Source organism: Rufibacter psychrotolerans (assembly GCF_016924645.1).
In the GTDB taxonomy this organism is placed as follows: domain Bacteria; phylum Bacteroidota; class Bacteroidia; order Cytophagales; family Hymenobacteraceae; genus Nibribacter; species Nibribacter psychrotolerans.
This window is the reverse complement of sequence record NZ_JAFFJV010000005.1, coordinates 184,106-202,219: the sequence shown is the minus strand read 5'-3', so window position 1 is coordinate 202,219 and position 18,114 is coordinate 184,106. Positions and strand designations below refer to the sequence as shown.

At 54.4% G+C, this 18,114-nt stretch carries 16 protein-coding genes; 11 read left to right on the top strand and 5 right to left on the bottom strand.

Annotated features, from left to right (window positions below):
- Nucleotides 1-52 precede the first annotated feature (52 nt).
- Entirely contained in the window at nucleotides 53-946 is an 894-nt protein-coding gene (locus JT718_RS06685) for an NAD(P)/FAD-dependent oxidoreductase (RefSeq protein WP_205501457.1), read from the bottom strand.
- Nucleotides 947-1,215: 269 nt separating this feature from the next.
- On the opposite strand from JT718_RS06685, the gene JT718_RS06680 reads away from it, so the two are divergent.
- The 4 genes from JT718_RS06680 (at nucleotide 1,216) to JT718_RS06665 (ending at nucleotide 5,542) form a co-directional block, all read left to right on the top strand.
- Complete coding sequence (locus tag JT718_RS06680) at nucleotides 1,216-2,457, top strand: OmpP1/FadL family transporter (protein WP_205501456.1); 1,242 nt, start codon at nucleotides 1,216-1,218, stop codon at nucleotides 2,455-2,457.
- A gap of 11 nt (nucleotides 2,458-2,468) precedes the next feature.
- Nucleotides 2,469-3,914, top strand: a complete 1,446-nt coding sequence (locus JT718_RS06675; protein WP_205501455.1) for an SGNH/GDSL hydrolase family protein — start codon at nucleotides 2,469-2,471, stop codon at nucleotides 3,912-3,914.
- Nucleotides 3,915-4,067: 153 nt separating this feature from the next.
- A complete protein-coding gene (locus JT718_RS06670; protein ID WP_205501454.1) occupies nucleotides 4,068-4,535 on the top strand; it encodes a hypothetical protein in 468 nt (155 codons plus the stop codon).
- Between the two features lie 545 nt (nucleotides 4,536-5,080).
- Nucleotides 5,081-5,542: a hypothetical protein gene (locus JT718_RS06665; protein ID WP_205501453.1), complete on the top strand. Its 462-nt coding sequence runs from the start codon at nucleotides 5,081-5,083 to the stop codon at nucleotides 5,540-5,542.
- A 414-nt stretch (nucleotides 5,543-5,956) separates the two neighbouring features.
- Here the strand turns inward: JT718_RS06665 and polA are convergent, their stop codons facing one another.
- Complete coding sequence (polA, locus tag JT718_RS06660; RefSeq protein ID WP_205501452.1) at nucleotides 5,957-8,824, bottom strand: DNA polymerase I; 2,868 nt, start codon at nucleotides 8,822-8,824, stop codon at nucleotides 5,957-5,959.
- Between the two features lie 855 nt (nucleotides 8,825-9,679).
- On the opposite strand from polA, the gene JT718_RS06655 reads away from it, so the two are divergent.
- On the top strand, nucleotides 9,680-9,961 hold the full coding sequence (locus JT718_RS06655; protein ID WP_205501451.1) for a 2TM domain-containing protein: 282 nt from the start codon (nucleotides 9,680-9,682) through the stop codon (nucleotides 9,959-9,961).
- A 52-nt stretch (nucleotides 9,962-10,013) separates the two neighbouring features.
- Complete coding sequence (gene fbaA / locus JT718_RS06650) at nucleotides 10,014-11,084, top strand: class II fructose-bisphosphate aldolase (protein ID WP_205501450.1); 1,071 nt, start codon at nucleotides 10,014-10,016, stop codon at nucleotides 11,082-11,084.
- A gap of 999 nt (nucleotides 11,085-12,083) precedes the next feature.
- Here fbaA and JT718_RS06645 read toward each other — a convergent pair.
- The 3 genes from JT718_RS06645 to JT718_RS06635 all read right to left on the bottom strand — a co-directional run bounded on the left by JT718_RS06645 (nucleotide 12,084) and on the right by JT718_RS06635 (nucleotide 14,072).
- A complete protein-coding gene (locus tag JT718_RS06645) occupies nucleotides 12,084-12,869 on the bottom strand; it encodes a TPM domain-containing protein (protein WP_205501449.1) in 786 nt (261 codons plus the stop codon).
- Entirely contained in the window at nucleotides 12,870-13,331 is a 462-nt protein-coding gene (locus tag JT718_RS06640) for a TPM domain-containing protein (protein WP_205501448.1), read from the bottom strand.
- Nucleotides 13,332-13,493: 162 nt separating this feature from the next.
- Entirely contained in the window at nucleotides 13,494-14,072 is a 579-nt protein-coding gene (locus JT718_RS06635; protein ID WP_205501447.1) for a LemA family protein, read from the bottom strand.
- A 312-nt stretch (nucleotides 14,073-14,384) separates the two neighbouring features.
- Here JT718_RS06635 and JT718_RS06630 point away from each other — a divergent pair, with 312 nt between their 5' ends.
- The 5 genes from JT718_RS06630 (at nucleotide 14,385) to JT718_RS06610 (ending at nucleotide 17,956) form a co-directional block, all read left to right on the top strand.
- The gene (locus tag JT718_RS06630; protein ID WP_205501446.1) at nucleotides 14,385-15,383 is read left to right on the top strand and encodes a sugar phosphate nucleotidyltransferase; all 999 of its coding nucleotides are present in this window, start codon (nucleotides 14,385-14,387) and stop codon (nucleotides 15,381-15,383) included.
- A 101-nt stretch (nucleotides 15,384-15,484) separates the two neighbouring features.
- Nucleotides 15,485-16,444, top strand: coding sequence for an NAD(P)H-dependent flavin oxidoreductase (locus tag JT718_RS06625; RefSeq protein ID WP_240336966.1), 960 nt, complete (start codon nucleotides 15,485-15,487; stop codon nucleotides 16,442-16,444).
- A 289-nt stretch (nucleotides 16,445-16,733) separates the two neighbouring features.
- On the top strand, nucleotides 16,734-17,051 hold the full coding sequence (locus JT718_RS06620; RefSeq protein ID WP_240336965.1) for a DUF433 domain-containing protein: 318 nt from the start codon (nucleotides 16,734-16,736) through the stop codon (nucleotides 17,049-17,051).
- Nucleotides 17,035-17,361, top strand: a complete 327-nt coding sequence (locus tag JT718_RS06615) for a DUF5615 family PIN-like protein (protein WP_205501445.1) — start codon at nucleotides 17,035-17,037, stop codon at nucleotides 17,359-17,361. Before JT718_RS06620 ends, JT718_RS06615 begins: the two co-directional genes overlap by 17 nt.
- A gap of 4 nt (nucleotides 17,362-17,365) precedes the next feature.
- On the top strand, nucleotides 17,366-17,956 hold the full coding sequence (locus JT718_RS06610) for a Crp/Fnr family transcriptional regulator (RefSeq protein ID WP_205501444.1): 591 nt from the start codon (nucleotides 17,366-17,368) through the stop codon (nucleotides 17,954-17,956).
- Nucleotides 17,957-18,114: the final 158 nt, after the last annotated feature.

Sequence of the window (18,114 nt, the reverse complement as noted above, 5' to 3'; positions counted from 1 at the left end):
ATCAGCCCTGAAACGCCCTTGCCGTCAGTTGCCCAATTCCACAGACCAGAGCTTACAGCCTGAATTCTTTCTGCAGCTCCATGTTGATGGCTACGGCGGCCTTGGTGCCTTCTGCGGCGGCCACAATTACCAGCTGCATGTCACGGGCGGCATCGCCGGCTACGTACAGGCCGGGCACGTTGGTTTGTTGGTGCTTGTAGGTGCGCACCACGCCCTTGCTGGTGAAGTCGCACTGCAGTTGCCGGGCCAGGTCTGAGTGCTGGTCTGAGCCGGTGGAGAAGAACAGGGCCTGGCGGTGCTCTACATGCCCGTTCCTGAGCACGATGCGCTGCAGGTGCCCCTCTTCGCCCTCCAACCGCTCTATGGCGGCGGTGTTGATCTGCACCTTGTTGCGGCCCAGGAGCTCGCGGTCCTCGCGGGTGAGGCGGTGGGTGCCGTCGGTGAACAGCATTACGTCGCTGCTCCAGGTCTTGAGCGAAAGCGAGAGCCCGATGGCATCGCGGTTCTTGCCGTACGCGGCAAGGGGCTTGTTCCGGGACTCGAAACCGTCGCAGTACGGGCAGTGGTGGATGCTGGTGCCGTAGAACGGCTCGGCTCCGGGCAGCTGGGGCCAGCGGTCCTTGAGGCCGGTGGCCAGCAGCACCTTGCGGGACAGGTACACCTGGTCTTCCTCATCGCAGGCCCTGAAGAGCTCGCCTTCCTTGGCAAGCTTCACAATGCGCTTGTGCTTGAACTCTACCTCATATTTCTCCAGGTCTTCGCGGCCCAGGCGCAGGAACTCCTGGGGCGGGGTGCCGTCGCGGGTGATGAAGCCGTTCATGGCGTGGGAATAGGAGTTGCGGTACTCCCCAGAATCAAACAGGGCCACCTTGCGCATGCAGCGGCCCAGCAGCATGGCCGCACTAAGCCCAGCCGGGCCTCCGCCAACAATTAAAACGTCATACATAGATCTAATTTCACTTAGCCAGTGAAGGCTAAACGCATCTGGCAGAAAAGAGATGGCGCCTGGACCGCTTTTTTCTTGCGGATCATCACCAAGAAGTTAAAAACCAACGGCTTGCGGCAAGGCGGCGGGGGCTACCCTAAAGAGGTTATTAATATTTCTAAAATATATAGTGCTTATGCATACCACTATTAGAATATCTGTTCTGTTTTTCTATATTTGATTAACAAATATGCAAGAACCAATTACACCTATTTTTAACTAGTAAACGCATGAAAAACAAATTTTTGGCCTTTCTGGGCAGTGCCGTGCTTTCAGCAAGCGTGGCCACGGCGGGAGGCTTCCAAGCCAACCTACAGGGGCAAAAGCAGATAGGAATGGGGCACGCGGGTACCGGCCTGGCTTTAGACCAAAGTAGCATCTTCTTCAACCCGGGCGCCCTGGCCCACCTTCGGCAGAACGGGATTCAGTTAGGCGTGAGTGCGTTGAACGCTAAAATCGCTTACCGTGAACCGGCGCCGGGCATCTCGCAGGCCCAGACCGACAACCCGCTGAGCACGCCGTTCCAGGCCTATGCCTCGTTTGGCAAGGAAGAGAGCCCGCTGCGCTTCGGGATTGGGGTGTACACGCCGTACGGTAGCTCGGTGAACTGGGGAACCCTGTGGCAGGGCCGCTTTGGCCTGAACGAGCTTACCCTGCAGGCCATCTTCATTCAGCCCACCATCAGCTACCGCATTTCAGACAAGCTGGGCTTTGGGGCCGGGTTTGTGTACGCTACCGGTAACGTAAACCTACAGCGGAGCATTCCGCTGCAAGCCTCTAACTACGCAGAGGGCCAGGTAGAGCTGGACGGCGGCGCCAGCGGCATGGGCTTTAACCTGGGCGTGTACTTCCAGCCTATTGAGAAGCTTTCCCTGGGCCTTACCTACAGGTCTAAGGTAGAGATGGAGGTAGAAGACGGCGATGTTTCCTTTGTGCTGCCCAGCTCAGGGCTCATCACCAGCCAGTTCCAGGCCACCAAGTTTGGCGCCAAGCTGCCCTTGCCGGCCAACATTACCCTGGGAATTGGTTTCAGGCCTACCGAGAAACTCACCATTGCCGCCGACATCCAGCATGTGCAGTGGAGCGCTTACAAGGCCCTGCGCTTTGACTACAACGCCGGCATCAGGGGCGAGACTTTCTCTGAGAGCCCGCGCAACTATGAAGACGTGTTTATTTACCGCTTAGGCGCCCAGTACCAGGTGTCTGACATTCTTGCCCTGCGCGCCGGCGCGTACTATGACAAATCTCCGGTGCAGGCCGGTTATCTTACCCCCGAAACGCCAGACGCCGACTCAAGAGGCGTGTCTGCGGGCCTCACCATTGCCCTGAGCGACCGGATAGACCTGGATGCCTCGTTCCTGTACATCAACAAGAAAGAGCGCACCGATGACGCCAGCAAGTCTGGCGGCGTACCGGGTACCTACAAGTCAGTGGCGTACATTCCGGGCGTAGGCCTCAACTATAAGTTTTAATCTAAAGTACCATGAAGAATATATTCTACAAATTTGGCGCTGCGGCTCTTCTCTCCAGCGCGTTCCTGTTTTCTGGTTGTGACCCTGAGTTTGAAGACGATGTACAGGTAAGTGCGGGTTCTTTGGATTTAAGCAAATACGTAGCCGTGGGCAACTCCCTAACGGCCGGTTACCAGGACAATGGCCTGTACCTGGAGGGCCAGGTTTTCTCTTACCCTAACATCCTGGCTAACCAATTTTCTTTTGCGGGTGGAGGTGCATTTGCGCAGCCTTTGTTCACCAATGAGCAGCGCAACGGCTCTGGCTATCTGCGGTTAAGCGGTTTCACGGCTACCGGGTCTCCTATCCTGCAGCCGGTAACCACCAACCTGGCGGTGCGCACAGACGCCGCCCCGCTGCCCGGGGGGCCAAGGCTTGCCAAAGCATCAAACCTAACTGGCATTCAGAACTGGGGCGTGCCGGGCATCTCGGTTTTAGCCAGCGCCACCCCGGTATACGGCGGCGTTAATCCTTACTTTGAGCGCTTGCTCGCCGATAACGAAGTGGGTCAGGTAAGCTATGTGCAGAAAGTGGTGGCCACGCAGCCTACCTTCTTCTCTGTCTGGTTGGGCAACAATGATGTGCTGGCCTATGCCACGGCTGGCGGGGTAGTAGACCAAGCCAACCCGTTTGGCGGCATCACGCCAACAGCCACTTTCAATGCTGTCTATAGCCAACTCATTGCAGGGTTATCCCGCAATAAGACCGCTAAGGGCATTGTCGCCACCATTCCAGATGTAAGATCGGTTCCGTTCTTCACCACGGCAGGCCCGGTGTTCAAGGCTGGCTTACCGGCTGCGGTTACCCAGTTTGTGGTGCTCACCAAGAGCGGTGCGCAGCGCAAGGTCATTGCCCGCGATGATATCCGGGTAGGAAACACCGGCACTACCCTGTTCACGCTAACCTCCAGCGCCTACCTGGGCTTGCTGGGGCAGCCTACCGGCAAGTACTGGCGTGATCAGGCCAGAGCCAAATTCCCAACCGATGCCGCTGCCAGAGATCAGGAAATTAACCGTTACCTGCAGACCTACCAGGTAGATACCACCAAAATGTTTGGTTTAAGCGTTGAGAACCCATTGCCAAGCGCACTGGTGCTGGATGCTGATGAGCAGGCGGAAATTGAAACGGCTACCAATGCCTTTAACGCCACCATCAAGGCCCAGGCCCAAACCCATGACCTGGCAGTGTTTGACGCGCATAATTTCTTCAACAGCATCCAGGCTGGCTTTACCCAGAACGGAGTTGCTTATTCTCCGGCGTTTATCACCGGTAACTTGTTCTCTCTTGACGGGGTGCACCCCACCCAGCGCGGGTACGCCATCATTGCCAACGAGATGATCAGAGCCATCAACAGCAAGTATGGCTCCTCCATCCCCACCATTGACGTGACGCAGTTCAGAGCGGTGTTGTTCCCGTAACCCCGGCGCACCATGCTACGCAGAAGACCAGCCCTACCCGGCTGGTCTTTTTGTTTACCAGCCCTTTGGCTATCAACTAATTCCGGGGGAATACGTTGGGTAATATGGTGCCAAAAAGATAGATTTGTCACGGTCCATTTAATCTCTACTTCTATGAAAAACTACGCCTTTCTCCTTCTCCTTTTTTGCGGCGCGCTGCTCCTAACCGGCTGCAGTGACGATGATGACTCCACTCCTTCCAGAGAGGAAATGCTGGTGAACAAGCGCTGGCAAATCACGGGCTTAACCATCTCCAGCCTGTTGGGTACCATAGACTACTACGAGGAATCTGAGCCCTGCATGCGGGACAACTACGTAGAGTTCAAGCCCGGCGGCGTGTTGCTGATGAACGAAGGCCTCAGCAAATGCAATGCCTCAGATGCGCAGGAAGCCGAAGGCCGCTGGTCTTTGAACGGCAATGTGCTACACCTGGAGGGCGTGGGCGATCCGCTTTCATTGCCGGTAGATGAACTGGACCTTGACATAAAGGAAATGAGCAGCACGGAGATGTCGGCGGAATTTGAGACTACGTTCTCTGGCTTCAACTTCACCGGCACCCTGGACATGACCGTGATGCAGTAGCGCCACCGCACCAAACGGCTGTTTCAAACGCCTCAACCCGTCCAAAAACAGAGCGGGAGCCCCAGGGCTCCCGCTCTGTTTTTGGGTCCTTTTCTCAAAAACGCCCTTAAAACAAAGGCTCCTCTCTTTCCTACCTTGCCTCTGCCAAGCCAGAACCAGCCACAGTCTCTCCCAGCCAACAGGCAATCTGGCTAGCGCCCCCATTTGCTTAGCAGAAAAAGTGCCCCCAATACCCGCGCTCCCTTGCGGAGTACTCCCACTCCCCCCACTTCCTGGCATTTTTCTTCCTGAGCCCCGGCTGTTTCAGGCCTGCTATATCCGGTTTGGGACGCGCCAAATCTGGGTTTAGGCAAGAAGGCCGCTTTTCTACAAACTGCCCATAGGGGAAACCCCTGGGTTACAAGTCTTTAGTACAAGAACGGCAACCTACTCCACAACACAAAACACTATAAATCAAAGAGTAACAAAAAGAGGGCCCCGTTCAGAAGAGCAACCAATTTACTCAACCCATAACCCGTTTTTGTTTTATTTTACCAATTACAGCCATGTTCAAAAAAACGTATCTCCTTACCCTTCTGGCCGCCTTTACCCTTGTTTTTACCTCTTGTGAGAAAGACAAAGATGATGCAGATCCAAAACCACGCATTGACGTGAGCCAACTAGAGAAACATGAGTGGCTCGTCACCAAACATACCGTGAAAGTAGGCACCCAGGAGGCCGATGTGATTGAGGATGAATATGAATCTGATGTGTACGCCCAGTTTGATGGCGAGGGTGAATTTATCCTGACCGCCGAAGAAGCCGAAAACAATTTCGCTGGCAGCTACGAGGTAGACAATGGCCAGATCACCTGGGACTACCCGCTTTCCATCATCGCGTACATGAAAGGCGAATCTGAGTCTACCTACAACATTGAGGAGCTGAATGCCTCCACGTTCAGGATTTCATTCTCTACCAAGATAAACGGCAAAACCGTGGAAGAGAACATGACCCTGAAGGCCCAATAGCCTAAGCTCTCCTCCCTATCCGGGCCCTGAGGCACAATGCACCTGCGTTTGCCTCAGGGCCTTTCCTTTTACCGCTGCCGGCCAGTTCTGCAGCACCTTGTTTCCGGGCATTTTTCACCAAAACCTGCCTGAAACGCAAAGGCGCCAGAATTACCGCTGAAAAGAGCATTCAGCCCACCCCAAAATACCTGCGCCCCACCTGCACGAGTTCTCTTAGGCTGTAAACTTGGGGAACCCCCACTGCTTTAGAGCCGATTCATCAAAGGGCATAAAAAAGCGCAAAGCAGTTTCGGCTGCTTTGCGCTTTTTTATTTGGGAAGCGGGAGGCTCTGCAAGGCCCCTTCCGCAGTGATTCTACTTAGGGCTTATCTGCTCTGCTTTCTTATGCCGTTGCGGCGGAGTGTGTCACCGGCTTTAATGTGCCTGCAGCCAGTTCTCACCGGTGCCCAGGCCTACTTCCATGGGTACACTCAGCGGGAAGGCGTTTTTCATGAGTTCCTCAATCTTAGGCTGCACCACGGGCAGTTCCTCTTTGAGCACGTCAAACACCAATTCATCGTGTACCTGCAGGATCATGCGGCTGGCCAGTTTCTCGTCGCGCAGCCATTGGTCAATGTTGATCATGGCAATCTTGATGATATCGGCGGCGGTGCCTTGGATAGGCGCGTTAATGGCGTTTCGCTCGGCGTAGCCTCTGATGTTCTGGTTCCGCGAGTTGATGTCACGCAGGTAGCGTCTGCGGCCCAGAAGCGTTTCTACGTATTCCTGGTCGCGGGCCTGGTTGATGGCGCTGTCCATGTACTCTTTCACGGCTGGGAACTCCTGGAAATACGCTTCAATGATCTCGGCGGCTTCGCGGCGCGGAATGGCCAGACGCTCGGCCAGACCAAAGGCCGAGATGCCGTAGATGATCCCGAAGTTGATGGTTTTGGCTTTCCGGCGCATGTCTGAAGTCACGTCCTCCACATTCACGTGAAACACCTTGGCCGCCGTGGAAGCGTGAATGTCCTGCCCGTTCTGGAAGGCCTCTTTCATGGTGGCATCGTTGCTGAAATGCGCCATGATTCTCAACTCAATCTGCGAGTAGTCAGCGGAGAGGAGCACGTGGTTCTCATCACGTGGCACAAAGGCTTTGCGTATCTCGCGGCCTTTCTCCGTTCTAATAGGAATGTTCTGCAGGTTGGGGTTGGTGGAGCTCAAACGCCCAGTAGCGGCCACGGCCTGGTTGTAGGACGTGTGCAGGCGGTTATCTTCGTTGCAAACCAAGGCCGGCAGCGCGTCTACGTAGGTGCTCTTCAGCTTAGTCAACTGCCGGTGGTCCAGAATGAGCTGCACAATCTCGTGCTCAAAGGCCAGTTTAGAAAGGATCTCTTCGCCGGTGGCGTACTGGCCGGTTTTGGTTTTCTTGATCTTGCTACCACCCAACCCCATGCGGTCAAACAGCACCTCGCCCAATTGCTTGGGAGAGCCTATGTTGAACTCCATGCCCGCCAGGTTGAAGATCTTCTGCTCTATCTCCTGAATATCGGTTTGCAGCACCTGAGACGACTCCGCTAAGGCTTCGGCATCAATGCTCACGCCTTCGCGTTCCATGTGGCCTAGCACGCGCAGCAGCGGGTTCTCCACCTCGTTGAAGAGGCGTTTCAGGCCTTGTTTTTCCAGAAGCGGGTCAAAGTAGTTTTTGAGCTGCAAGGTGACATCGGCGTCTTCGCAGGCGTACTCATAGATCTGCAGGGCTGGCAGCTTGTCCATGGTGAGCTGGTTTTTGCCTTTGCCCAGCAGCGTCTCAATGGAAATGGGCGTGTAATTGAGGTAGGTCTCAGCCAGCAGATCCATGTTGTGGCGCATGTCGGGCTCCAGCAGGTAATGGGCCAGCATGGTGTCATAAAGTGGTCCTTGTACGTCAATGCCGTAGCGCTGCAACACCACCAGGTCGTACTTAATGTTCTGCCCAATCTTCACAATGGAGGGGCTTTCCAGTACTTCCTTGAACTCCTGCACTATCTCAAAGGCGGCTTCCTCATCGTGCGGCGGCACCGGAATGTAGTAGGCCTCACCGGGCACGTAGCAGAACGACATCCCTACCAACCGAGCCGTGATGGCGTCAATGCTGGTGGTCTCGGTGTCAAAAGAGATTTCCTTCTGCAGTTTGAGATATTTCAAAAGCTGCTGCCGTTGCTCAGGGGTGGTGAGCAGGTGATACTCGTGCAGCGTGGTATCAATGGTTTTGCGTACCCGTGGCGTGAACTCATCTGCCGCAGGTTCAACGGCCGAGCCAATCTCCGGGGCAACAGCTTCTTCAGTGGCTCCAAACAACGAAGTCTGGCCAGTAGGCACGCTGGATTTTACGCCTTTGCCCACGGTAGGCTTATTGGGCACGGGTTTGGGAACGGCCGGCGAGGCGGTGCCCAGCACTCGGGTAGCCAATTGCCGGAATTCCAGCTCGTCAAACAGGGCGGCTAGTTTCTCGGTGTCCGGACCATCATAGCGCAATCCATCTTCGTCAAAGTCAATGGGCACGTCCAGGTGAATGGTGGCCAGTTCTTTGGACAGCAAGCCCTGCTCCGCGAATTTCTCCACGTTCTCGCGCTGCTTGCCTTTGAGTTCGTGTGCGTTGGCGATGAGGTTCTCCACACTCCCAAAGCGTTGGATAAGCGTTTTCGCGGTCTTTTCACCAATTCCGGGGATTCCTGGGATGTTGTCCACGGCATCACCCTGCAGGCCCAGAATGTCAATGACCTGCTTTACGTTGCTGATCTCCCAGCGCTCCAGCACCTTGGGTTTGTCAATTACCTCAATGGCGTTGCCCAGGAAAGCCGGCTTGTAGACAAACACGTGGTCGGTGACCAGCTGGTAATAGTCTTTGTCGGGCGTCATCATGTAGACATCGTACCCGGCCTTCTCGGCTTTGCAGGACAGCGTCCCGATGATGTCATCGGCCTCATAGCCGTCCATGATCAGGCCCGGAATGCGGAACGCCTCCACAATTTTCTTCACGTACGGAATGGCAATGGCGATGTCCTCGGGCATGGCCTGGCGGTTGGCCTTGTACTCCACGAAGTTCTCGTGCCGGAACGTTTTTGAGGGTGCGTCATAGCAGACGCCAATATGGGTAGGCTTCTCGCGGTTCAGCAGGTCTACCAAGGTGTTGGTAAATCCCAGGGCTGCCCCGGTGTTCATGCCTTTGGAATTGATTCTGGGGTTCTTGCTGAACGCGAAATGGGCGCGGTAGATGAGCGCCATGGCGTCTAGCAGAAACAGGCGTTTGTCTGGTGTACTCATAGGCTAGCGAAGGTACGGGCAAAGCGGCGGCTGTGCAATGGTGGTTCTTGTATAAACTATGGTTTGCGTAAAAAGTTGAAGGGTTTTGTTTTGGAGCCGTTTTCTGCGGAACAGGCTCTAAACGGTTTTGCATTTTGCTGGTGGGGTGACGCGTTGTCTATGGACTGTTGCTGGCGTAGCTTCTGCTTGCCTAGGGCTTCAAAAGCGGTTGTTTATTTAGCTTTTTGCTGGCGTAGCGGCAGTTTGTCTATGGACTTATAGGCTGAGTTGTTTCATCTTTTCTGAAAAGCGCTCACGGCCGCGGGGCCCCGTCTTTGCCCCTCGCACTGCCCTTGCGGCCCACAATTGCAGTTTGTGCTTAGTTCATGTTATCCAAGGCCCACAAGCGAGGCGCTCGAGCCAAAGACTGGAATCGGGATCTTCTACCAGTTGCGTTGTATAGCGGCTGGGTTGCTTCCCAACCTACTTTTATAAACTGTGACGCAGCACTACCTCCGTCCCTTTTTTTGATACACGTGCTTTTATCGCTGGCGCGAGCTTGCAGCTCGTGCCTTCTTTGCCTGATCCGGCCCAGTCTGTTACGTAGCCCTGTCTGCCGGCAACTTTCTATGGCGCGGAAGTTCCTTCCGTGCCTTTCTTACTTTTCTATGGTTCAAGTCTGTGACTTGGACCTACCATGGTTGGCAGTTTGTAACTGCCGTGAGGCGAACCTCATCAAACGCTAGAGGTCCACGTATTGGCCGGTGAGCTGACAGGCAGCACTACTTAAGGACTAAACTGGGAGCCTATAACATAAATACGAACATTCATTCGTATTTATACTTATATTTAGTTCTTACTATATTTCACCAGCCTATGGAAGCCGGAAAAGACAAATCCCTCTGGAAACTGGCCAAGAAGCGCGTGGCCTTCAGGCGTCATTTCGCCATGTATGTCTTGGTCAATATCCTGGTCTGGGGCGTTTGGTATCTCTCCAAGGAACCTCGCATGATGACCGGGGGCCTGCCTTGGCCGGCCTGGCTCACGTTTGGCTGGGGCGTGGGCCTGGCGTTCAACTACTACGAAGCGTACTACGGCTTCCAGGATGACGCCGTGGAGCGCGAATATGCCAAACTCGCCCGCAAGAAGAAACTTTAGAACTATTGCAGAATTTAGCTAGTTTTGCTTGAAGACCAAAACTAGCTAATCCATGCCTAAATTTAGATCTGGCGTTCTGTACGGCGACGAAGTGCAGGACTTATTCAAGTATGCGAACGAAAATAACTTTGCCCTTCCGGCCGTAAACGTAATTGGTACCAACTCTATCAACGCGGTGTTGGAGACGGCCAAGGCGGTAAACTCTCCGGTGATCATCCAGTTCTCCCAGGGTGGTGCCCAGTTCTACGCGGGTAAAAGCCTGAGCAACGAGGGCCAGGCGGCCTCCATTGCCGGTGCCATCTCAGGTGCCCACCATGTACACCAAATGGCCGAAGTTTACGGTGTTCCGGTGGTGCTGCACACCGACCATGCCGCCAAGAAACTCCTGCCCTGGATTGATGGCCTGTTGGATGCCGGCGAGAAATTCTACGCCCAGCACGGCAAGCCCCTGTTCAGCTCGCACATGTTAGACCTTTCTGAGGAACCGTTGGAAGAGAACATTGAAATCTCTGCCAAATACCTGGAGCGCATGGCCAAAATGGGCATGACCATTGAAATTGAGCTAGGCGTAACCGGTGGCGAAGAAGACGGCGTAGATAACTCTGACGTTGACAGCGCCCACTTATACACGCAACCTGAGCACGTGGCTTATGCCTACGAAGAACTGCTGAAAGTGAGCCCCCGTTTCACGGTGGCTGCGGCGTTCGGAAACGTGCACGGCGTGTACAAGCCCGGCAACGTAGAGCTTCGCCCTGAGATCCTGAAAAACTCTCAAGACTATATTCAGCAGAGATTTGGCACTGAGGCCAATCCTGTGGATTTCGTATTCCACGGCGGCTCTGGCTCTGAGAAAGAGAAAATCACCGAGGCTATTGAGTACGGTGCCATCAAGATGAACATTGACACCGACATGCAGTGGGCATTCTGGGACGGCATCAAGAACTACTACGAAGGCAAAAGAGACTATCTGCAAGCTCAGATTGGGAACCCCACCGGCGAAGACAGCCCCAACAAAAAGTACTACGACCCCCGCGTATGGTTACGCGCCGGCGAAGAGTCTTTCGTGACCCGCCTGAAAGAAGCCTTCCAAGACCTGAACTGCCTGAACCGCAACGCGGAGTAATGTGCTAATTTTTCAATGTGCTGATGTGCTAATGCATTGCAATAAACAAAAAAGCCGATCCCTGTGGGATCGGCTTTTTTGTTGCCTCACAGCCTGACCGTCAATAATCTTGAGGCTTTATGGTTCTTATGCTTTATGGTTCCTATTGTTAGGTTGAGCATCTGGGATCAACTTGAAAAGCGCGAGCAGAATCAGCGTCAAGATTCTTCTTGCTCCCTTAAAAGGAGGAGCTTGCTCATGGAGCGTAGTTCAGGTTGTTGGTGAGAACACCAACAACGGTGAAAAGTTGAACGGTGAAAAGTTGGAAACCTCAACCATTGGGAAGAGGGAAGGTATTACCCGCTTTCAAGAAAAGTGAGGAGACACTCGCAGGTCTGGAAGACACTGCGATGTCTTTTGCGTGGGCAAGGCTGTGGGTTGAGTAGAGAGATCTTACAGGTTTTCTAAACCTGTGAGGTTTGGTGTTCTGAAGCCGCCCAACTATGGCGCGGAAGTTACTTCCGTGACTTTCAACCTCGCAAGTCACGGAAGTAACTTCCGCGCCATAGAAAGAAAAGTTCTAGCACAATAATTGGCTAAACCGCTGCTATGCAAGTCCACAGCTGGAAGATCCCGATCTCAGTCTTTGGCTCGAGCGCCTCGCTTGTGGCCCTTGAGTGACAGAAGCTAAGAGAGACAAACAGAGGTGGGCCGCAAGGGCAGTGCGAGGGGCAAAGATGGGGCCCCGCAGCCGTGAGCGCTTTTCAGAAAAGATGGAACAGCACTGCGTATAAGTCCATAGACCAGCAGCAGTTCGCCAGCAAAAAAGCAAACTAAGCAACCGCTTTTAAAGCCCTAGGCAAGTCGCCGTTAGACCTGCAACAGTCCATAGACAACGCGTCACCCCACCAGCAACATCCTTACAAAGCAAAAAGCGTTTAGAGCCTGTTTTACAGAAAACAACCTCTAAACGCCTTCACGATCACAACACCTGATTTTACAACAGGTGAAGCCAAAGCATTACCAACTGGATCCGGCCCCGCCGCCCCCGAAGCTACCGCCCCCGAAGCCGCCGAAACCACCGCCGCCTCCTCCAAAGCCGCCACCGCCGCCCCCGAAGATGCCACGTCCGCCGGAGAAGTCCCCGAAGATCACAGGTGGGAAGAACGGTCCGCCCAGGGTGCGCATGCCCCGGCGACCACCGCGTCCGCCGCCGCCCCGCCGACTGATGATGAAGATGAGGATGAGCAGGCCAATGATGATCCAGAGCACCGGAATACCGCCTTCGCCCTCGCCCCGGCGATCACGCGGGTCGGCTTTATACTCGCCGCTGGCTACGTCAATGATAAAGCTGGTGCCTTTGTCCAGGCCGGCGTAGTAGTTGCCCTGCTGGTACTCGGGTTTGATGGTGTACTCGGTGATGCGTTTGGCAATGGCGTCTGGCACCACGCCCTCCATGCCGTAGCCGGTGGCAATGAACACGCGGCGTTCGTTTACCGCAGTAAGAATGAGAATACCGTTGTTCTTGCCCTGCTGGCCAATGCCCCACTGCTCGGCCAGCCGAAAGGCGTAGTCTGAGATGTCATACCCGCCAATGGAGGTGATGTTGACCACGGCAATCTGGGTGGAGGTACTGTCACTGTAGTTGACCAGCTTCTGCTCTAGGGCCTGCTCTTCCTGCGGACTCAGGATATCGGCTAAGTCATTGACCAGGCGCGGCGGGTTAGGCCGGGGCGGAAAATCCTGCGCCAGCCCTTGCCAAGCCCATAGCCATAGTACTCCCAGAAGCCAGATAGATTTTCTCATTTACTTTTTAGTCTCGTCAAGGGTACTGCCGAAGGAGATATCATCAGACAGCTCATTGATGTCTTTGTGGTCTCCGGCGTAGGGGAAATACGCCTTGAGCTGTTCGCCCGCCATTTTAATGCCTTTGCTCAGCCCTTCGGCGTACTTGCCCTGCTTAAAATCGGCAATCACTACTTTGTTGATCTCTACCCAGAAATCTTTGGGCACCACGGCGTTGATGCCGGCATCGCCCAGCACGGCAAACTTGTGGCTTTTCATGGCCACATAGAACAGCACCCCGTTGCGGAGTTTGGTCTGGTGCATGTGCAGGTAGGCAAACACCTGGGTGGCCCGGTCCAGCACTTCGCCCTCGCAGGTATCTTCAATGTGCACCCGCACCTCGCCGGAGGTATTGCGCTCGGCTTCCTGAATGGCCGCCACAATAACGGCCTCGTCTGCTTCAGTGATGGTATCGCGTGGCATTTTGAGAGTTCTGAGTCTTGAGTGATGAGTCTTGAGTCATGTTAGAGGATGCGTTTCTGCCCTGATTTTGAGGAATCAGGCCAGAAACGCATAGGTAGGTTGGCAGAGTGCAGTCCAACAGCTAGGCTCAAGAAGTCTTGCTACCTGATACTTGCTACTTGCTTAGAACTGTACCGTGGGGGCGCGCTGGGCACCGGCATCGGCCTCAAAGTAGCCTTTGCGCTCAAACCCGAACCAGCCGGCGAAGAAGTTGCGCGGAAACGCCCTGATGTACGAGTTGTAGTCCTGCACGGTGGTGTTAAAGCGTTGCCGCTCTACGGAAATGCGGTTCTCAGTGCCTTCCAGCTGGGCCTGCAGCTCCAGGAAGTTCTGGTTGGCCTTCAGGTCTGGGTACGCCTCGGCGGTGGCCAGCAGGCGCGAGAGCGAACCACTCAGCTGGCCCTGCACTTCCTGGAAGCGCTGGATGTTCTCGGGGGTCAGCTGGTCGGCGTTCAGCTGGATGCTGGTGGCCCGGGAGCGGGCTTCAATCACCTGGGTAAGCGTTTCTTTCTCAAAGTTGGCGGCGCCTTTCACGGTGTTCACCAGGTTAGGCACCAGGTCGGCCCGGCGTTGGTAGGAGTTCTGCACCTGGGCCCATTGGCTGGAGACAGCCTCGTCTTTCTGCACCATCTCATTGTAGCCGCAGGAGCTCTGCGAGGCCAGAATCACCAAGCCGAAAAGGTAAAGCAATGCTTTTTTCATAGTAGGTTATTTGTTCAGAATAGGTAATGACAACACAGTACTTGTAGCACAAAGGCTTCTTCTATACGTACCCCGGCCAGAAAATATGCGTTTTAGGGCCATTTTCCTGCAACAGGCCCAAAACCGGGTGTACCCTGTCCGCTGGTTTACGTAGAAGTTGGTTTCTAAAGATAAGGGCATCTCGTTATATATTCAGAAAACTCTATTAATATTTTGGAGGAAAGGCGCCCGGGAGGTTCTTCTGGCGGGATAGATGCCAAACAAACCGCTAAATTGTGTAGCTTGTGGTGTTAAGCCTCCTTTACAGGTGATATGAAAGCATTAATTCCGGTAGCGGGCATGGGCGCCCGTTTGCGGCCCCACACCCACACCCAACCCAAGGCGCTGGTGCCCATTGCCGGCAAAGCCATGCTGGGGCATATTATTGAACGGCTGCAGGCCACGGGCATTACCCAGTTTGTCTTTGTGATTGGCTACCTGGGCGAGAAGATCATGCACTACGTGCAGCGCAAGTACCCGCACATACAGGCCGAGTTTGTGGTGCAGCAGCCCCGCGAGGGGCTGGGGCACGCCCTGTGGGCCGCGCGCGAAACGTTCCGCCATGAACAGGACCTGCTCATCCAGTTGGGCGACACCATTGTAGACGTAGACCTGCAGCAGCTTTTTGCGGCGGAGCACACCACCCTGGCGGTGAAAATGGTGAAGACGCCCACCTTGTTTGGCATTGCCGAGCTGGACGCCGAGGGGTTCATCACCAAGGTGGTAGAAAAGCCCAAGATCCCTAAGTCTAACTTCGCGCTGGTGGGGCTCTACAAAATCAACAATCCCGCTAACCTGGCAGAGGCCCTGGAGCACATCATTGCCCAGGACATCAGGACGCAGAACGAGTACCACCTCACCGATGCGCTCATGCACATGATCCAGAGCGGCGAGAAGATGGTGCCTCTGACCGTAGACCACTGGTTTGACTGCGGCCGCAAAGACACGCTGCTGCAGGCCAACGCCACGCTGCTCAACCGCCCCGAGTTCAAGCGCACCGAGCACCTGGACTTTCCCAACACCATCATTATTCCGCCAGTGAGCATTGGCAAAGGGGTGCACATCTCCAACTCCATTGTGGGCCCCAACGTGGCCATTGGCGAAGGCGCTATCCTCAACTACACCATTGTGCGCAATTCCATCATCGGCGGCTACGCCGAGCTGGGCTACGCCGTGCTGGAAGACTCGCTGGTGGGCTCAGACTCTGCCCTGAAAGGCCTGAGCCAGCGCCTGAACATTGGCGACAGCACTGAGATTGATTTTAGCCACTGATTTTTAGTAGCAAGTAGCACGTATCAGGTAGCACGACTTTATAGTAGAACATTCATCCATCATGTAGCATCAAACAAGGCTGTAGTCTTGCTACTTGCTACATGATACTTGAGACCATGAGCAACAGAATCACCCAACTCTTTCACATCCAGTACCCCATTATACAAGCCGGCATGATCTGGTGCAGCGGCTGGAAACTGGCCTCGGCGGTGAGCAATGCCGGTGGCTTGGGCCTCATTGGCGCCGGCTCCATGTACCCAGACACGTTGCGCGAGCACATTCAGAAATGCAAGAAGGCCACGGATAAACCCTTTGGCGTGAACGTGCCGCTGCTGTACCCAGACCTGGAAGAGCATTTCAAAATCATCCTGGAAGAGAAAGTGCCGGTAGTGGTCACCTCGGCGGGTAACCCTAAGACCTGGACCAAGGTGCTGCAGGAGAACGGGGCCAAAGTGGTGCACGTGGTGAGCAACGTGAAGTTTGCCCGTAAGTGCGAGGAAGCCGGAGTAGACGCCATTGTGGCCGAAGGATTTGAAGCCGGGGGCCACAACGGCCGCGAGGAAACGACCACCTTTTGCCTGATTCCCATGGTGCGGCAAGCCGTGAATTTACCACTTATTGCCGCAGGCGGCATTGCGAACGGAGCGGGAATCTTCGGTGCGTTGGCGCTGGGAGCCGAGGGCGTGCAGGTAGGCAGTCGGTTTGTGGCTAGCGTAGAGTCCAGTGCGCATCCCAGCTTCAAGGAGCGCGTGGTAGCCGCCCAGGAAGGCGACACCGAACTCTCCCTGAAACAACTCACGCCCGTGCGCCTGCTCAAAAACAAGTTCTACCAGGACGTGAAAGCCGCCGAACTGCGGGGCGCCACTCCCCTGGAGTTAGCGGAACTACTAGGTTCCCGCCGGGCCAAACGCGGCATGTACGAGGGCGACCTGGAAGAGGGCGAACTGGAGATAGGCCAGGCCGCCGCCATTGTACAGGACATTAAACCCGCCGGGCAGATTGTGCAGGAGATGTGGCAGGAGTTCCTGGAGGCGAAAGCGAGATTTTGTGGGGAATGGTAGTACCCTTCCGTTTAGGACCAAATTTTAAGAAAACAGGCCAAAACGGAAGATTCTCCTCTTGATGATTCTTCCTTTAGAGAGCGGATAGGGATGTTTTCTGCCATTCCTGACTATGGCGCGGAAGTTACTTCCGTGACTTTCTCTTACTCGTTAGTCACGGAAGTAACTTCCGCGCCATTGAAAGCATTCTACAAAGAACTTTCCTTGTCCTCCTAAAAGGATTTTGTGGGCGAATGGTATTGACGTTTACTCCAGCGCTTTTCTAGCCTTCTCTCAAGATCTTTCCAAGATGACAGAAAAGAGCAGCATTATATTAAAGGTATTTCACCGCGCTCCTGAAGGCATCTTCTCCGTATACTTCACCATGGCAACCATCAAAGATTATATCGCCATTGACCCAGAGATTCTGGCAGGTCAGCCGGTGTTTAAAGGAACCCGGGTTCCTATTGAGACTTTATTTGCGCATTTGGAAAAGGGGATTTCACTGGATGAGTTTTTAGAGGATTTTCCTACCGTAGATAGAGAACAAGCCGTAGCCGTGTTAGGAATAGCCGGAAAGCTGGTCACGTCTAAAAACATAGAGCAGTTGTATGAAACTGCTGCTTGACGAGAACCTTCCTAAACGACTGAAGCTGGATTTCGAGGAACATGAAATCTATACCGTGCGGGACAAAGGGTGGAACGGGAAGAAGAACGGAGAGTTAATGCAGTTGCTCCTGGCAGAAGGTTTTGATGCCTTCCTAACTTTTGATAGAAACCTTCAATTCCAGCAGAATCTCACCAAATTCGCCGTTCCGGTTCTCGTCCTGGCCGCTCCAGATAACACCTATATCACGCTAAAGGCCCTTGTTCCTGCGTTGAAGGAAGTCTTGGCTACGCCATTGGTGCCGGGAGCAACCATCATTACAACATCATAAAGTCTTGCCCCAAAACCTCCTCACCGCCGCCCTTGCCCAACACGTCACGCTTACCGCAGAGGAGGAAGCGGCGTTCCTGGCTATTTGCACCACACAGGAAGCGAAGAAGAAGGAGTATTTGCTGCGTACGGGCGAGTTGAACCACGCCATCTACTTTGTGCAGAAGGGTTGTCTGCGGTCGTTTATCATTGACAAGGCGGGCAAGGAGGTGAATCTGGAGTTTGCGGTAGAACGCTACTGGATCAGCGACATCGCGTTCAACAAACCGGCTATGCTGTCTATTCAGGCGCTGGAAGCTACGCAGTACGTGCAGATCAACATCAATGCCTTTGAGCAGCTCACGCAGGAGCGTCCCGTTTTCAACCTGTTTTTCCGGAAACTGCTCCAAAACGGCTACTTCGCGTTCAAGAAGCGGATGCTCACCGGCATGACGCAGACGGCCGCCGAGAACTACCGTGATTTCCTGCTCAAGTTCCCAGACCTGAGCCAGCGCATTCCGCAGTATCACATCGCCTCATATTTGGGCATTACGCCCGAGTTCTTCAGCACCATCAAATCCGAAGGGCTGGATTTGTACCGGCAGGCGATTTCTTAAACTACCTTATTCTTTTCGGCCCCGCCGCACGCGATCTTTGTATGGTGAACCTGCGGCAGAGAGAGGTTGTTTTGCCAGTAGCTGCCGCGGCAACGTCACTTTTCTTGATCCATACTTACCAACATGATGGAACGGAGAACTTTTATCAAATCACTGGC

What these genes read in the sequence shown, in the direction of transcription:
- JT718_RS06675 (WP_205501455.1), top strand. Translation starts at nt 2,469, where the DNA reads ATGAAGAATATATTCTACAAATTTGGCGCTGCGGCTCTTCTCTCCAGC.
- JT718_RS06620 (WP_240336965.1), top strand. Translation starts at nt 16,734, where the DNA reads ATGACAGAAAAGAGCAGCATTATATTAAAGGTATTTCACCGCGCTCCT.
- JT718_RS06635 (WP_205501447.1), bottom strand. Translation starts at nt 14,072, where the DNA reads ATGAAAAAAGCATTGCTTTACCTTTTCGGCTTGGTGATTCTGGCCTCG.
- fbaA (WP_205501450.1), top strand. Translation starts at nt 10,014, where the DNA reads ATGCCTAAATTTAGATCTGGCGTTCTGTACGGCGACGAAGTGCAGGAC.
- JT718_RS06680 (WP_205501456.1), top strand. Translation starts at nt 1,216, where the DNA reads ATGAAAAACAAATTTTTGGCCTTTCTGGGCAGTGCCGTGCTTTCAGCA.
- JT718_RS06655 (WP_205501451.1), top strand. Translation starts at nt 9,680, where the DNA reads ATGGAAGCCGGAAAAGACAAATCCCTCTGGAAACTGGCCAAGAAGCGC.
- JT718_RS06665 (WP_205501453.1), top strand. Translation starts at nt 5,081, where the DNA reads ATGTTCAAAAAAACGTATCTCCTTACCCTTCTGGCCGCCTTTACCCTT.
- JT718_RS06615 (WP_205501445.1), top strand. Translation starts at nt 17,035, where the DNA reads ATGAAACTGCTGCTTGACGAGAACCTTCCTAAACGACTGAAGCTGGAT.
- polA (WP_205501452.1), bottom strand. Translation starts at nt 8,824, where the DNA reads ATGAGTACACCAGACAAACGCCTGTTTCTGCTAGACGCCATGGCGCTC.
- JT718_RS06670 (WP_205501454.1), top strand. Translation starts at nt 4,068, where the DNA reads ATGAAAAACTACGCCTTTCTCCTTCTCCTTTTTTGCGGCGCGCTGCTC.
- JT718_RS06685 (WP_205501457.1), bottom strand. Translation starts at nt 946, where the DNA reads ATGTATGACGTTTTAATTGTTGGCGGAGGCCCGGCTGGGCTTAGTGCG.
- JT718_RS06630 (WP_205501446.1), top strand. Translation starts at nt 14,385, where the DNA reads ATGAAAGCATTAATTCCGGTAGCGGGCATGGGCGCCCGTTTGCGGCCC.
- JT718_RS06625 (WP_240336966.1), top strand. Translation starts at nt 15,485, where the DNA reads ATGATACTTGAGACCATGAGCAACAGAATCACCCAACTCTTTCACATC.
- JT718_RS06645 (WP_205501449.1), bottom strand. Translation starts at nt 12,869, where the DNA reads ATGAGAAAATCTATCTGGCTTCTGGGAGTACTATGGCTATGGGCTTGG.
- JT718_RS06640 (WP_205501448.1), bottom strand. Translation starts at nt 13,331, where the DNA reads ATGCCACGCGATACCATCACTGAAGCAGACGAGGCCGTTATTGTGGCG.